Source organism: Rufibacter immobilis, from assembly GCF_003721565.1.
GTDB classification, from domain to species: Bacteria; Bacteroidota; Bacteroidia; order Cytophagales; family Hymenobacteraceae; genus Nibribacter; species Nibribacter immobilis.
On record NZ_RJJE01000002.1, the window covers coordinates 170227 to 185091 of the forward strand.

At 51.7% G+C, this 14865-nt stretch carries 12 protein-coding genes; 5 read left to right on the forward strand and 7 right to left on the reverse strand.

From position 1 onward, the window contains the following. Positions 1–129: 129 nt before the first annotated feature. On the reverse strand, positions 130–849 hold the full coding sequence (locus EFA69_RS03190) for a M15 family metallopeptidase (protein ID WP_123131642.1): 720 nt from the start codon (positions 847–849) through the stop codon (positions 130–132). Between the two features lie 527 nt (positions 850–1376). Between EFA69_RS03190 and EFA69_RS03200 the strand changes: the two genes are divergently transcribed. Both EFA69_RS03200 and EFA69_RS03205 read left to right on the forward strand, forming a co-directional pair. After that, complete coding sequence (locus EFA69_RS03200) at positions 1377–4241, forward strand: M16 family metallopeptidase (protein WP_123131644.1); 2865 nt, start codon at positions 1377–1379, stop codon at positions 4239–4241. Between the two features lie 213 nt (positions 4242–4454). Then, positions 4455–5156 carry a hypothetical protein gene (locus tag EFA69_RS03205; protein WP_148041242.1) on the forward strand — a complete coding sequence of 234 codons (702 nt, stop codon included), beginning with the start codon at positions 4455–4457 and terminating at the stop codon, positions 5154–5156. Between the two features lie 3 nt (positions 5157–5159). On the opposite strand, the gene EFA69_RS03210 is transcribed toward EFA69_RS03205, so the two are convergent. Further along, positions 5160–7868, reverse strand: coding sequence for a TonB-dependent receptor plug domain-containing protein (locus EFA69_RS03210; RefSeq protein ID WP_183906675.1), 2709 nt, complete (start codon positions 7866–7868; stop codon positions 5160–5162). Between the two features lie 186 nt (positions 7869–8054). Between EFA69_RS03210 and EFA69_RS03220 the strand changes: the two genes are divergently transcribed. Together EFA69_RS03220 and EFA69_RS03225 are read left to right on the forward strand one after the other, a co-directional pair. Continuing rightward, the gene (locus EFA69_RS03220) at positions 8055–8372 is read left to right on the forward strand and encodes a thioredoxin family protein (protein WP_123131648.1); all 318 of its coding nucleotides are present in this window, start codon (positions 8055–8057) and stop codon (positions 8370–8372) included. Positions 8373–8381: 9 nt separating this feature from the next. After that, positions 8382–8624 carry a DUF6952 family protein gene (locus EFA69_RS03225; protein ID WP_123131649.1) on the forward strand — a complete coding sequence of 81 codons (243 nt, stop codon included), beginning with the start codon at positions 8382–8384 and terminating at the stop codon, positions 8622–8624. Between the two features lie 66 nt (positions 8625–8690). Here the strand turns inward: EFA69_RS03225 and EFA69_RS03230 are convergent, their stop codons facing one another. From EFA69_RS03230 to EFA69_RS03250, 5 genes are all read right to left on the reverse strand, one after another. Next, positions 8691–9299 (reverse strand): TetR/AcrR family transcriptional regulator, encoded by a 609-nt coding sequence (locus tag EFA69_RS03230; protein WP_123131650.1) that lies wholly within the window; start codon positions 9297–9299, stop codon positions 8691–8693. 118 nt (positions 9300–9417) lie between these two features. Next, a complete protein-coding gene (locus tag EFA69_RS03235; RefSeq protein ID WP_123131651.1) occupies positions 9418–10026 on the reverse strand; it encodes a TetR/AcrR family transcriptional regulator in 609 nt (202 codons plus the stop codon). Positions 10027–10226: 200 nt separating this feature from the next. Further along, positions 10227–11645, reverse strand: coding sequence for a hypothetical protein (locus EFA69_RS03240; RefSeq protein WP_148041243.1), 1419 nt, complete (start codon positions 11643–11645; stop codon positions 10227–10229). A 190-nt stretch (positions 11646–11835) separates the two neighbouring features. Further along, positions 11836–13323: a 1-hydroxycarotenoid 3,4-desaturase CrtD gene (crtD, locus tag EFA69_RS03245; protein WP_123131653.1), complete on the reverse strand. Its 1488-nt coding sequence runs from the start codon at positions 13321–13323 to the stop codon at positions 11836–11838. A 117-nt stretch (positions 13324–13440) separates the two neighbouring features. Beyond that, the gene (locus tag EFA69_RS03250; protein ID WP_123131654.1) at positions 13441–13884 is read right to left on the reverse strand and encodes an SRPBCC family protein; all 444 of its coding nucleotides are present in this window, start codon (positions 13882–13884) and stop codon (positions 13441–13443) included. A gap of 188 nt (positions 13885–14072) precedes the next feature. Between EFA69_RS03250 and EFA69_RS03255 the strand changes: the two genes are divergently transcribed. Then, a complete protein-coding gene (locus EFA69_RS03255; RefSeq protein WP_123131655.1) occupies positions 14073–14726 on the forward strand; it encodes a hypothetical protein in 654 nt (217 codons plus the stop codon). Positions 14727–14865 lie beyond the last annotated feature (139 nt).

A 14865-nucleotide genomic window follows, 5' to 3' on the forward strand; every position in this document is an offset into this window, starting at 1 on the left:
AGGAAAAGGGTTAGTAACTCTGAAAGAGCAAATAACCGCCTTCCGCCTAGCTCTGCAAGTTTTATTTGGATTAGCTTCCTGTTTAGGGCCCGATTTTGGAAAAACAGCCCCTAAACGCAAACCGAACGCTTATTTTTGAAGCACCTTCAGGTCCTCAAACCGGATGTCCATCAAGGGGAAGCTGCGCCACTCCTTGAAATCGAAATGCCACCACTCGTCTAGGTACACCTGAAAACCGTTCCGGAGCATGGCCTGCTTGAGCAGATCGCGGTTCTGCTTTACTTTATGGGGCAGCTTGGCGTAGTCTGTGTGGGCTTTGGGCGTGAAGGCATCATAGGCGGTGGGCATCCTGAGTTCCTTGCCATCCCGGAGCCGGATCAGCGTCAGGTCCATGGCGCAGCCGCGGTTGTGGCGGGAACCGGTCCTCGGCGAAGCCACAAACACAGAATCACGTACTTTCTCATAGAACTTCACCGTGACCTGGTACGGGCGGTACCCGTCGTAGATTTTGAGGCCCAGCCCCAGCGGTTTCAGCTCTTCCTGTATCTTTTTGAGGGCGTCTGCCACGGGTTCGCGGGCGTAGGCGGTGGCCAGCGTGTACACCGGCTGTTTGGCTAAATTGTCTGCCGTGGCATATTTAATGTCCAGCACCAGGCCTGGGATGTAAGAAGCAAGCTCCACCAACTCCTGCTCTGGGTGCTGCGCCACCAGCTGCTGGTACAAAGCCACAGAGGAAACCACTGGCAGCCCGTACTGGTTTTTGGGGATCACCGGTGTTTCTGGAGTCTGCGCCCCGGCAGAAGCCACGGCTGCTATCCAGAGCAGGAGAAAAAGGAGGCGCTTTTTCATTTTCTTCTGTACACAACATAGGCCAGAATGGCTGAGGCCAGGAACGTTAGCAACCGGAGCCATTCTATACGGCCGGTGGCAAAGTAAGTGAGGCACAGGGCGGTCCAGGCCAGGAGAGACCCCAGGCAGAAAAGGAATAGGATAAGCTTTCTGTTCTTCATGTAACTGATGCGTAAAGGCCGGAGCAACGGGCCGGTGCCCACTCATCGCCTTGACAACTTATATGCTCTTAAAGCCGTTTAGCGGCTCTTTTTCCCAAAACAGGCTCAAACCAGAAACAACTCTCTGCGCCTTCGGGCCGGGAATAGCCAATTGCTAATATAAATATTTGCGCCTAAACAGACAGGTAAATATTTTCCTTACCTTCAAGGATAAGTAACGGTTCTACAGACGGTTTATGCTTAATTTTAGAAAAAGAGCCGCTAAACGCACCTGGGGCCGCCTGTTAAAAACAGGACAATCTGTAAGAAAAGACCCGTTTGCACTACCAATAGAACGCCAAAAGACCCCTTTATTCCCGTAATACCATGAACAAAAAATTAAAGACCGCGTGCCTCTCTGTCTTAATGGGCGGCATGGTCATGAGCGCAAGCCAACCCGTATGGGCGCAGGCGAAGAAAGCTACGGCTAAACCCGCCGCAAAAACCTCGGCCACGCCGCAGTTCGACCTCAAGTTTGAGAAATACAAGCTTCCCAACGGCCTGGACGTAGTGCTGCACCAGGATAAATCTGACCCTAAAGTGGCCGTGGCCATCATGTACCACGTGGGTTCTAACCGCGAGAAAGCGGGCCGCACCGGCTTTGCGCACTTCTTTGAGCACATGCTGTTCCAGAACTCAGAGAATGTGGGCAAGGGCAATTTCATCAAAGCCATCAATCAGGTGGGCGGAAACTTCAACGGCGGTACGTTTGAAGACGGAACCGTGTATTATGAGGTAGTGCCTAAAGACGCCCTGGAGCGCGTGCTCTGGCTGGAGTCTGACCGCATGGGCTTCTTCATTAACACCGTGAGCGAATGGGGCCTGGAGAACGAGAAGCAGGTGGTGAAAAACGAGAAACGCCAGCGCGTAGACAACCAACCCTACGGCCACACAGACTACGTGATTCTGAAGAACCTCTACCCTGCCGGCCACCCGTACAGCTGGGATGTGATCGGGTCGCTGGAAGACCTGCAGAACGCCACCTTAGCGGATGTAAAAGAGTTCTATGATCAATGGTACGGCGTGAGCAATGCCACCCTGGTTTTGACCGGCGATTTTGAAACCCCCGAGGCCAAGAAACTCATTGAGAAATATTTTGGGGAGTTGGCCACCAAGCCTGAGCCCAAGCCGCTTCCGGCCATGCCGGCCAAACTGACGGCCACCAAGTCGCTGTTCCACGTGGACAATTTCGCCAACCTGCCGGAGCTTACCATGGTGTTCCCCACCGTGGAGCAGTACCACAAAGACGCCTACGCGCTAGACATGCTGGGCAGCCTGCTCTCAGACGGCAAAAACTCACCTTTTGAGAGAGTGATTGTGGAGGAACGCAAATTGGCGCCCGGGGCCAGGGCGGGGAACCGCTCCAGCGAGATTGCCGGTACGTTCAGAATCAGCGTAAGAGCCTTTGACAAGAAAGATCTGGACGATGTACACACGGCCGTGATGGCCGCCCTGGATAAGTTTGAGAAAGAAGGGGTAAACCAAAAAGAACTGGAGCGCCTCAAGATTAAGCAGGAAACTGCGCTGTACAACGGCATCTCCAGCCTCCTGAACAAAGCGTTCCAGCTGGCCCAGTACAATGAATTTGCCGGCGACCCAGGCTTTGCCAAGAAAGACATTGCCATGACCCAGGCCGTGACTGCACAGGACATCATGAACGTGTACCGCAAGTACATCAAAGGCAAACCGTACGTCATGACCAGCTTCGTGCCCAAAGGGCAAGAGGAATTGGCCGTGAAAGGTGCCGTGAAAGCCGATGTGGTGGAAGAGAAAGTGGTGGCCGGCGCCGAGAAAAATACCGGTCAGGAGCCTACTTCCTTCCCTAAAACCGCCTCTAAAATTGACCGCAGCAAAATGCCTGAGCTGAGCAACAATTTCAGCTTTAAAGCGCCCGCTATCTGGAGCAACCAGCTCAAGAACGGCATGAAAGTGTACGGCATTGAGCAGAATGAGCTTCCGCTGGTGCAGTTCAGCATTCAGATCAAAGGCGGCATGCAGCTAGATGCTCCTCAGAAAATTGGTACCGCCAGTTTGGTGGATGCCATGCTCATGGAGGGCACCAAAAACAAAACGCCGCAGCAACTGGAGGAAGCCATTGGGCAACTGGGCGCGTTCATCAACGTAAATTCATCTTCTGAAGACATCACCATCTCCGGCAACACCCTGAGCCGCAACTTCCCGCAGGTTCTGAAACTGGTGGAGGAAATTCTGCTGGAGCCACGCTGGGACGAGGCTGAGTTTGCCAAAGTCAAGCAGGCAGCCCTCACCAGAATCAAGCAGAACATGGCCAACCCTAATGCCATTGGCTCCTTGGCCTTCAACAAAGTACTCTACGGCCAGGACAGCCGCTTCGCCTACCCTACCAGCGGCACCCTGGAAACCGTGCAGGGAATTACCTTACAAGACCTGAAGGAGTACTACCAGAAGAACTTCTCGCCCAGCGTGGCCAGTTTCCAGATTGCCGGTAACATCAAGCAAGCCGATGCCACAAAAGCGCTGGCTAGCCTGGAGCAGAAATGGGCCGCTAAACCGGTCACGTTGCCTACCGCCGTAACCGCTACCGCTAAACCCGCTGCCCGTCTGTATTTCATTGACCAGCCAGATGCCAAGCAGTCGGTGATTTATGCGGGGTACCTGGCCGTGCCGGTAGGAACCCAGGAATATCCGGTGATGCAGGCCATTAACCACAAGCTGGGGGCCGGTTCTGCCTCTACCCTGTTCAACGTGCTGCGTCTGCAGAAAGGATACACCTACGGCGCCTTCTCCGCGTTCTCCCGCCGGCCAACCGCCCCAGGCACGTTTGTGGCCTCTTCCAGCGTGCGGACTAACGTGACCAAAGAGTCTCTGCAAACCATTGACGAAATCCTGAAAACGTACGGTTCCAGCTACACAGAGCAAGACCTGGCTACCTCTAAAGGAGCTTTGCTGCGCCAAACCGCTTTAGGATACGAAACGTTGGGAAGCCTGGTAGGCCTGCTGGAGACCATCAGCACATACAACTTGCCTACAGATTACCTCAAGCGTGAGGAGCAAGCCATTCAGAACCTGAACTACGCGCAGGCAAAAAGCATGATTGGCAACTACATTGATCCTAATAAAGTGGTGTATGTTGTGGTAGGCGATGCCAAAACCCAGCTGGAAGGCCTCAAAAGCTTAGGCTTGGGTGAGCCGGTAGTGCTGCAAAACAAATAACCAGAAATCACATCCCTTTACAGGAAAAGCCCGTTGCATTGGCAGCGGGCTTTTCTTTTGCCTTTGCGTTTAGGGGCTGTTTTTCCAAAAATAGCCCCTAAACGCAAAGGTATCAACAAGGGGAGGCTACTTCCTGCCATTGTGTAAAACCAACGCATGCCCCATCTTTGTAAGAGCTAAAAAGCCGCTGACGCTTTATTTCCTATGCAATACATGATCAAGAAGAGCCTATATTTTACCTTCACCGTCTTAGGGCTGATGGCGGTGGCCTGTGAGCCGGAAAAACTGGAGAGAGGCAAAGAAATGGCCGTTGAGGCCGAACGCCACAAAGTGAAACGCATCACAGAGGAAGACATGGAAAAGCAGGCTGTACTGGCCGGAGATACCATTGTAGGCCTTATTGAAGGTGCTTTTCTGCAATTAGCCGAGAGCCAACCCAAGGAACAGGAGCTGTTTGTTGCCCAACCAGATAAGCTCCCCACGGTTAACAGCATTCTGCAACGGTATAACGCCACCCTCCAACGCCAAACCTTCTCTTCCCTAGCTGAGGCGCAGAAGTTTTTCCCAGAACAGGTGAGTTTATGTGGGGCTAAAGTTCCCGCTGCCCAAGCCCAGCTAAACGTGGCCCAGCAAACTATTCTGTATACCAAGCCTTTGCAGATCCGGCGGCGTAATTGCGCCAGCTGCGATGAGCCTAGCCTGCTGGACTTTTCGGCGCAGAGCCTGGCACAGCTGAGGGTGTTCTCGGCCTTGGGCAAACCAGAAGGCTATGAAGCCGGTCAGGTGCGGGGCGTGTGGCTCATCACTTTTCCCCGGCAAAAGGTCATAGAACAGATCACCTTGAAAACTAAAGCCTCCAGAAGAGGCCGTGGCGGGCTCTTTGGTGGTAAGCCAGATTCCACCAAGGCTAAGTAAGCATTACTTTACCTGAAACGAAGCCACCAGATGCCCCAATTTTCCGTCTGGGCTCATACCTTCCAGAATTGCGCGGTAAGTGGTTTTCTGATCGGCAGTGAAGAGGGTGACGGTGCCTTTGCCCGCGGCATCGGTTTGCACAGATGGATTCCAGTAGAGGGTAGTGCGCAAATCTGGCATCTCCACGTTGCTGGCATCGGGCTTGTCATAGCGGGGCATGTAGAACTCGCGGTGTTTCTGGTAATACAAGCCTTGGTAGGTCGCGGTGCCGGGCAGCTTGGCCGTTACAGAAGAAGAGCCATTGTCTGAGCCACCTCTTTTGGTGGTGATGGCCACCACTCCGTTCCCGCCCCTGGAGCCATACATGGCAGAGGAAGCGCCCGGTTTCAGAATCTCAACGGTTTCTACCTGGTCAGCAGTAAGGGTTCTGATGAACTCGGCGTCAATGGGCATGCCATCCAACAGAAACATAGCTGGACCGCCGCCGCGCATCACTACTTGCCCATTGCTTACCTGCAGGCCTGCCACGCGCCCCTGCAAAGATTGAATCACGTCTTGCCCTCTGGGTAATTCAGCTCCTTTCAAGACATGGTCTGGGGTAGAGTACAGGGTGCTGGAGGTAGCCTTCCGCTCTTCCTGCTTTTGGCCTCGTATTTCCACTTGCCGCAGTAGAATACCGCTTTTGCCGGAGAACTGGTCTAGTTTCAGCTGTTCGCGGTTGCGGCGCAGATACGCCCACACTTCATTGGAGTAAGGAGCCGGAACGGGTTCATAAGGTACCTGCGGAAACACCTGCAGCTGCGGCAGGTTATTGTCTAACGTAAGCAGAGAGCCTATGCCCTTGCCTGCCTGTACCACCAGATTAGCACTGTCTGTGAACCCGTTTAGGTTGAACTGGAACTTGCCCTGCCCATCGGCCTGGCCGGTAATGGTGGTTTGCAGGTTGTTGAGGTCCATGAGCGAGACACTGGCATACGCGTCTGGCAGACCCGCTATTTTATTCACGGTACCGCTGATATAGAGGCCTTTCTCCGCCGCAAAGTTCATCTGCGGATATTTGTCCTGTACCACGTCTTTCCAGACAAAGCGCCGCCAGCCCTGCGTGAGCATGAGGTTGTCTAAGGCGGTGGCCGCCTCTGGGGTATTAGTGTTGAAGTAGTAGGAAGGGTCTTCTACATGGCCTTTCAGGTCTGAGCTCATGAGAAGGTAAGACACAATGGAAGCCGCATTGGGAGCCGGCGTAACGGCTTTTTGATCTGTGATGGCCAGGGAGAAGTTCCCTGCCACCGGAGCACCGGTTTCATCTTTGGCCTGCACCTGCAGTGTCACTTTCTCCCGGGGTTTATAAGCCGGTTTGTCTGGCGTAAGCGTTAGCTGTACTTGCGGGGCGCGTTTTACAAAGGCCAGACGTTCAGCCAGGGGTTCGCCGGTTTCTGAAAACACCGTAAATTGGACAATGCCCGCGGGGAGTTTGTCCAGTGGAATATCGGCTTGGAAGAGTTCACGGGCTACGGGGCTGGCGGCGGCATATACTACCTGACCCCGTACCTGAGCAATGAGGTTGAGCGCCTTGGGTTTACCGGTGCTGTCTGTATTGAAGCCCAGCATATAGAACTTCAGCCTGAATTTATCGGGTACTTTGTTGTCTACAGACAGAATAAAGCCCTTTTTCTGCGGGGCAGGCAAAGGGTATTCTTTGGCGGCACCCTTCACAGAGGTAAGGCGGGCTACATACTTTTTAGAAGCATCAGGAATGAACCCAAACCGGCCCATGCCATATTTCAGGCTTTTTAAATCGGCTACTTTCTGGCCGCTTTGGTCATAGATTGCTCCCTGCACGTCTTTTCCCAATCCGTTGGCGTCAACGGCTTTAAAGCCTACGGTATTCCAGAGACCGCTCACCAGATTGCCCCCTTCTGGGAAGAATTGCACGTCTACCTGTTCTTTCAGGCTGGGGAAAGGAATGGTTTTGTTGATGTTGCCGCCCGGCTGTTCTACCGTTAGGTGCAGCTTGGGGTTCTTGGTTTCGCCGTCTGGCAGAAAGAAGCGGAGTATGGTTTTGCCTTCGGCGTTCGTGGAGGCCTTTCTGGAAGAGGCTTTCCGGTCAAAGTTGGTGGAATAAGAGACGCTAGTGTTGCCCAGTGGTTTTTCCTGGTGGTTCAGGAGCCGGAGGTTCACCAGAATAGAGTCTCCGGAAGACTGCCGCTTGTGGGTGAATGCAGTAGAGGTCACCAAATCATTCTTGCGTGGGCTGTAGATGGTGATGTTCTGGTGGAAGATATAGTCTTCAGGGAAGTTCTGCATCCAGCTGGTGAAGGCCCGTAGGCGGTAAGTACCCTCTGGGAGATCATCTGGCAAGGCAAAGCTCCCCTGGCCCCTTCCCCGGTTAATACTGACGGCGTTGGATTTATAGAACGTATTCTCTGGCGTGATGAGCTCTACATACAAAACTTTGCTTAAGGCACTGGGGACATGGTCCTGGGCCTTGACCAAGTACGCTTTAAACCAGATGTCTTCTCCGGCGGCATAATACGGCTTATCTAAGTGCAGGTACACTTTCTCCTGCGGAAACTTGGTGTTCCAGGCCTCAAGCTTGGCCAGTAATCTGTTGACAATATCTGTCTGTGGCCAGAGAGGGGTGAAACCAGACACTGCCAGTGCAGCTATGATAAGAAGAGACAGAAGGGTGCGTTTGGCGGAAGAGAAAAACATGCGGTAACAAAAGTGGGGAAGGCAAAAATGCGCATCTATAGCGAAGATAACCTTTTTAGGTAGTAAAAACACCAGTCCTGCTGCCGGGCAGTGACCAGGGCTGGTTCAGTGATGTATTCTAAAAGTAGGCTAGAAACGCTATCTTTGCAAGAACGTAATTTAAACCAAAATAAATTATAGTACCCTATGGCTATTATTCAAGCTACTGATACAGATTTTCAAGAAGTGCTGAAAAGCAACGAACGTGTGGTGGTAAAATACTTCGCTGACTGGTGCGGTAACTGCCGTCTGTTTTCTCCTAAATTCAAGCGTATGGCCGCCAATGAGGAGTTTGGCAATGTGGCTTTCGTAGACGTGAACGCCGAGGTGAGCCCAGAGGCCCGTAAATTGGCTGGCGTAACCAATCTGCCTTACTTTGCCGTGTTCAAAAACGGGGAGTTGGTAGAGGGCGCTGCTACCAGCAAAGAAGATTATGTCATGGAGATGGTCCGTAAACTAGCCTAAGCACACATCATGAAGATACCTGCTATTAAGAAACTGGTGGAAACGCAGACCATTGAAAGCCTGCGCGAGGCAGAAGAGCAATTGATCAATGAAGAAACGCCTGCCTTTGAGATTGAAGGCGCAGACGAAGGCGAGAAACTGACCCACGTGTTTGGGGCTATCTGGATCCTGAACCACATGGGCGACCACAACACAGATTTCAAGACGGCCCTGCGGGAATTCACCCAAAAGGTGCGGGTGTCTATTAGCTAAGCAAAAGCACCTGCTTACATGAAAAGGCCTGCCCAATAGATTGGGCAGGCCTTTTTTATAGGGAGATTATCTTAAAGCGGCGAAGTACTCTTCGGCTATCTTGGTGCCTTCTTCGGTGCAGATGCCTCTTATGTAGTAGAGGAAGACGCTTCTGAATACCTCTGCCACATTAAATCGCTCCGGCGGGAAAACAGCTGGGTTTACCACCAGGGTAAGCTGTTCCAGCATGATTTTGGTCACCAGCTGGATGTTCAGGTCCCGGCGCAGTTCTTTTTGCAGAATACCTTCATTGAGGAGCTTGTACAGCACATGGGCGGTATAGTCATTAGAGTGGTTCCAGTACAGCGCCCAGGCTTTAGGGTACAGTTCCTGCGTTTCCATCAAGGCCGTAGGCCTAATGGCGCGCAGTCCCTCCAGCCCCACTTGTACCATTAACAGCAGTCGCCGCAATGGGCTAGGCTCATTAGCAAACAGACGTTCATGTTCTTGCTTTCGGATCTCCAGATCATATGCCACTACTTGGGTAACCATATCTTCCATGCCAGAGAAGAACTCATTGAACGTGGCAGAAGAAATGTCTATGCGGCTAATAATTTCCTGCTCATTTAAATGGGAAAGTCCTTCCTGCCGCATTAGGGTGAGCAATTCCTGTAACACCGTCTGCTTAAATGCCATCTGCCATAGATTTTAAAGTAGTAGATAAACCAGGCCCTTAGCCGTAGTTCCCTCCGCAAAGATAGAACTTCACCGGGAGCTAATTACACTGTAACATAATTAGCGCTAGTTATGGGTCTTACTGTGTGAACGTGGAAAAGAAGTTTTCCAGTTCCTTGTTGCCTCTCTCCGTAGAAATTCCTTTCAGGTAATACAGAAAGATACCCCTGAAGACCTCTGCCATGTTGTAGCGGTGCGGCGGAAAGATAGCATGGTTGAGAAGGATGTTGATCTGCTCCAACAGAACCTTGGTGACTACCTCAATATTGAGATCTGGCCGGAATAACTGTTGTTGAATGCCCTTGTTGAGCAGATCATAAAACAAATAGTAAGAATGCATTTGTGCGTGCCGGAGGTACAGAGACCAAATGCGCGGGTACAGGTACTGTATCTGTACAAACAAGGCCGGATTGATCTGCTGCAACTGCTCTACATGGTGCTTGATTACTTGCATCAGTTTGGCAATAGAGTGATCCGCTTCCTTGAGCAGGCTAAGCTGGACCTCTTTCTGCTCTTCCAGGTACAGTTCTACTGCCTGGCGGAGGAAATCTTCCTTGTCTTTGAACGCTTCATGGAACTCTGCGGCAGTCAGCACATGCTCCTGCATCAGCTGACGCTCTGTTAAGCCTTTCACTCCATTTGCTGAAAAAGAGCGCATGGCGGTACGTAAGAGTTCTTTCTTCATCATCTCAAAACCGGGAGAACTACTACCTCTGAAAGTAAATATAATAATATTTAGCTAAAACTATATTTAACCGTTTAAGAATCTTAGGGAGAGCAGTAGAATTCCTTCTAACAATAGGTAGTGCGTTTAGGGGCTCTTTTTCCAAAAACAAGCCCTAAACAGAATGGCCATGATAAGTGAGCGAAGCCCGTGAAGCGGCTAGTTTATCTTTTTGCATACAGACGCATGAATACCTGGCCGCTGCTTAGCTCATGCACTACTACCCAGTGGCGTTGCAGGGCCTCCAGCTCCTGATCTGTGAAACTATTAAGCACATTAGAATAAAGAATATAAGGCTGGGTAGCGAAGTCTTTGGCAGAAAGCTGTCTTCTGTCTGAAGCCAAATCCGTGTCTGCGGGCGCCGCTAGGTTAGGGAAATCACTGCCCACCTGCGACCACTTGATCTGCCGTTGATCTAGATAGGCTAGCATCTCCCGGCGAAGCTCAAAATACGGCCAATGGGCCAGTGTGGCATCCCATCCTTTGGCTATCTTAGGCGGGTACAGCCAGAAATGACCGCTCAATAAACTGACGACCAAAACTAAGTAGATTGCCTGTTTTACCCGCAGCCTAACCATTTGCTCCAGCAGGTGTGTGGTTAGAATCCCTAGCAGCACATAAATAATTAACCAGTACCTATGCGCAATAGGATTAGTAAACCAAACCAGCACCAGACTTTGGGTGATCAATGGAACCAACAAAAGCACGAGCAATTGTTGGGTAGAAGATGAGAGATGCTTTCTGTAGTGCCAGAGCAATACTGCTGCCGTGAACCATAGCGCAATTCTGCCAAAGTCCAGCAAGCGCCAGCCAATAAGACCAACGTTCCGGAGGAACCCTGTGGGCGAGACAAAAGCCGCGTACTCTCCCCAATCCGAAGTTCTTGAAAAACCTACCCATCCATAGTGCCAGTAATGCAGTCCCAGCCAAAGGCAAAGAAGGAAAGCCGCGGGAAGGTAAACTTTACTATTTCTGATGAAGATTTGAAAAGAGATAGTTTTACTCTCTTGCCACTGGAGGAACAGTTGTGTGAGATAAACGGCGGGGAGTAAGAGTTGGCTTCTAGGGCTGAGCAGCGCCATACACACCAGGGCGGTGGCTAAAGGAAGCGATTGGTGCCGTAGAAGCGCGTTGAGGCAAATTAGGTAGAGGAACAGCAATGCCAGATCTGGGGCCACTTGGGTACTTTGAGCCAGCAGCGTTGGGTCCAAGAAGACCAGGAGCATGCCCAGCATTAGCCAAACCCTGGAAGCCACAAAACGCTGAACCAGTAAATACACTTGCCAGACAATGCCCAGCAGAAACGGAAGCATGAGAAAGTGGCTCACGGGCAAACTCTTCCCGCACAGGTGCCAACCGGCGGCTATGTACATGCCAAACAGCGGCGGGTAACCAGCCAATTCCTCCGGCACAAATAGCGTTGAAAATCTAGTCTGGTAATACCACTGGCCATACTTGGAGGCCAGCAAGATATTGTCCCAAAAGAAGCCGTTGTCTTGTGCCTGCCACGTGAGCCATCCCATGAAAACCATAAACGGCGAAACAATGGGCAAAGCCTTCCAGAAAAGGGAAACTTGGGGCATGTGCACTACGGCAGAGATTAAGTAAGGTAGTACAAGGTAAGACGTAAACCCGCACCAAAACAGAGACCACACCAGAAAATGCGTGAGGTTCAGGCTTCGCCTCTAAAGAAAGTAGACAAAGGAACTGCACTTAAGCCAGGCAAGTGCTTCTTGGGCAGGAACAGCAGTTTAAGCTTGGGCAACTTTTATATCATTCCGCAATAGGAGAGGAAACACCCGGTACCAGATCTGCCGCTATCTTGGCCGAAAGAAGGCAAAGCGGGATTCCGCCGCCCGGGTGTACACTACCGCCCACAAAGTATAAACCTTTGATCTTGTTGGTGAAATTGGGGTGCCGCAGGAAAGCTGCCATTCTATTGTTGGAAGAACTGCCGTACAAAGCTCCTGCAAAAGAAGAAGTGTCTGCCTCAATCCCACGCGGGTCCCACACTTTTTCTGCGGTAATAAGCGGTTCTATGGGAGTGCCTAAGGCTTTGCTTACTTTCTGGAGCACGCTCTGCCTGGTTTTCTGAATAAGCGCGTCCCAATCCTGGCCTTGGTTATACGGCACGTTCACCATCACAAACCAGTTCTCGTGTCCGGCAGGTGCATCTGTGGGCGTGTATTTGGAGGTAACATTCACGTACACCGTAGGATCATCGGCTACCGTTTTCTTCTGGAAAATATGCTCAAACTCCTGTTTGTAGTCCTGGCTGAAGAAGATGTTGTGCAGGTCCAGCTCCGGGAAGGAGCGCGAGATACCCCAGTAATAGATAAGCGCCGAACTGCTGCGCGGTTGCCGCAAGGTTCGTTCTGGAGCCGGATGACGGGGTAACAGCCTGCGGTAAGTGGGCATGACGTCCATGTTGCTGACTACCGTGTCCGCCTGATAAGTGTTTTGGCTGGTGCGCACGCCGGTGGCGCGGGAACCCTGGAGCAGGATTTCTTCCACGGGCTCCTTGTACCTGAACTCCACCCCCAGCTCCTCCGCTAGCCTCACTAAACTCACAGCGATGGCGTAAATGCCCCCTTCTGGGTAGAATGCGCCAATGTTGAATTCCAGATGCGGAATAAGGTTGAGAGTGCCGGGTGCCTGGTAAGGATCTGAGCCGTTGTAGGTGGCATAGCGGTCAAGCAGCTGCACCAGGCGCGGGTCTGAGAAAGCCCGGGCATTGGCGGCGTGCATGGTGGTAGTGAGCCCCAGCTCCGGCAGGGCCGGAAGGGTTTTCAGTACATCTGGGCTCAGGAAAGTGTCCAGTTTGTGCAGAGACTTGTGCAGGAAGGTATGGGCGGTGGCGTGGTAGAGCCGGGCCACTTTCTGCAGGTGCCGGTGCAACTGCGCCTTCGGGACGTTCAGTTTAGTCTCCACTTCCTGCGCGAAGAGCTCAGAGTCAGCGTGGGCCGTGAGATGGGTGCCGTCTGGCCAGAAGTACTGCGTGACAATGGGCAGGCGCTGGTACCGGAAGTAGTCTGTGGGGTTTCGGCCGGCCAGAGAGAATAGATCGTCTACCAGTTGGGGCAGCGTGAACAGCGAGGGTCCGGCATCAAAGCGGTAACCGCCGGGTAGGCTGAACTGCGTCATCTTTCCTCCAAAAGTGGCATTGGCCTCCAGCACCGTCACGGAATATCCTTTCACAGCTAGTCTCACGGCTGCCGCAATGCCCCCAATGCCAGAACCAATCACTACTGCTTTTGCCATATCGCTTATCTGCGCAGTTTCCTGCTTTTCTGGTTTTATTGTTGAATGTATAGGGGAATGCCGCCATTGGGCTAATGGGCGTTTAGCGCCTGTTTTTGGCAAAAGAGCCCCTAAACGCTAACGCACCTTCCCGAAGAACCTTTGGTATACCGGGCCTCTTACGGCAAACATGACATACATGATGGGGTACAGCAGCAAATCTAACAAACGGGAAGGGGTGCGGTATTCAATCTGTTCCTGAATAATACTATGGTCGCCGGAACGGGAGATCAGGTGCCGGTGCCGCCAGTACGTGAGCGGGAACGGGAGCTCTTGCCCCTCGTCTGTAAACCAGGCTTCCTGCGCGGTAATCTCCCGCTCAGTGATGAGGCTGGTCCAGCGGCGTCTGATGAAACCGGCCTGTAGCTCTACTTCTACCCTATCACCGGGAAAGCTGCCCTCAAAGCGTAAAATTTTTAGGCGGGGGAATGGGGGTGAAAGTGCCCTGAACAGGTCTACTGTAAAACCTTCTAGCACGGTTTGGTACGGCTGGGCAACGGGCGTCTGGAGGTGCAGTTTCATGCAAGGAGTAGTCAATTACCTATATAACCCGTTCCGGCAGGGAATGTTACTGCTCAAACTCCCGAAGGGAAAGAAAAACAGGAGCTTTATGCGCCGCAGGGGCTAGTTTAACTATCAGATTTTTAATAGATTTATAGAAAAAATATAACCATTTATCACACATTCTTTCAATCCAATCACAACCCTTTATGAAAACTACTTCAGCTTTTGTTCTTCTTTTGGCCCTGGTGTTCAGCCTTGGAGCTTCGGCACAGACCAAAGAAATTTACACCAACCCGGCTTTCGCTACTTTAGCCAAACAGCACAAAGTAATTGCCATCATTCCTTTTGACGCTAAGATTGGTCTTAGACCAAACCAAATGAAGAATATGACGCCCGAGCGTATGAAGGAGATGGAGAAGAATGAGGGACTGGCGGTGCAGAGTGCTTTGCAAACGTACTTCCTCAAAGTGAGCAGCAAAGACGATTTTACTATTTCTTTCCAGGATGCCGCCACTACCAATGCCCTGTTGCTGAAAAACAACATTACCACAGAGAACATCAAAAGCTTTACTCCCGCCGAGCTGTCTAAAGTGTTGGGCGTAGACGGTATCATCTCAGGCACGTTCAGCACAGACAAGCCTATGTCTGACGGGGCTTCTCTGGCCTTGGGTTTGGCCGTTGGTTTCTATGGGGCTACCAACTCTGGTAAAACCGCCATAAATATTCATGACGGAACTTCGGGCGAACTGCTCTGGAAATACGAGAAAAGCCTCTCCCGCGGACTGGGCAGTGACACCAACACCATCATTACCACAATTATGCGCAAAGCCTCCAAGAAATTCCCTTACGCTAAAATCTAAACATTAGAGGATAGCTCTTATAACACACCGGCCACCTGAGCTATTGCTCGGGTGGCCGGTGCCGTTTAGTGGCTCTTTTTCCAAAAACGGCCCCTAAACATAAGGAAGCTTTGATTTCTCTTAAATTTTAAGTAAGTTT

Excerpts from the sequence above, each read along its gene's own strand:
- EFA69_RS03190 (WP_123131642.1), bottom strand. The coding sequence starts at position 849 with ATGAAAAAGCGCCTCCTTTTTCTCCTGCTCTGGATAGCAGCCGTGGCT.
- EFA69_RS03200 (WP_123131644.1), top strand. The coding sequence starts at position 1,377 with ATGAACAAAAAATTAAAGACCGCGTGCCTCTCTGTCTTAATGGGCGGC.
- EFA69_RS03205 (WP_148041242.1), top strand. The coding sequence starts at position 4,455 with ATGATCAAGAAGAGCCTATATTTTACCTTCACCGTCTTAGGGCTGATG.
- EFA69_RS03210 (WP_183906675.1), bottom strand. The coding sequence starts at position 7,868 with ATGTTTTTCTCTTCCGCCAAACGCACCCTTCTGTCTCTTCTTATCATA.
- EFA69_RS03220 (WP_123131648.1), top strand. The coding sequence starts at position 8,055 with ATGGCTATTATTCAAGCTACTGATACAGATTTTCAAGAAGTGCTGAAA.
- EFA69_RS03225 (WP_123131649.1), top strand. The coding sequence starts at position 8,382 with ATGAAGATACCTGCTATTAAGAAACTGGTGGAAACGCAGACCATTGAA.
- EFA69_RS03230 (WP_123131650.1), bottom strand. The coding sequence starts at position 9,299 with ATGGCATTTAAGCAGACGGTGTTACAGGAATTGCTCACCCTAATGCGG.
- EFA69_RS03235 (WP_123131651.1), bottom strand. The coding sequence starts at position 10,026 with ATGATGAAGAAAGAACTCTTACGTACCGCCATGCGCTCTTTTTCAGCA.
- EFA69_RS03240 (WP_148041243.1), bottom strand. The coding sequence starts at position 11,645 with ATGCCCCAAGTTTCCCTTTTCTGGAAGGCTTTGCCCATTGTTTCGCCG.
- crtD (WP_123131653.1), bottom strand. The coding sequence starts at position 13,323 with ATGGCAAAAGCAGTAGTGATTGGTTCTGGCATTGGGGGCATTGCGGCA.
- EFA69_RS03250 (WP_123131654.1), bottom strand. The coding sequence starts at position 13,884 with ATGAAACTGCACCTCCAGACGCCCGTTGCCCAGCCGTACCAAACCGTG.
- EFA69_RS03255 (WP_123131655.1), top strand. The coding sequence starts at position 14,073 with ATGAAAACTACTTCAGCTTTTGTTCTTCTTTTGGCCCTGGTGTTCAGC.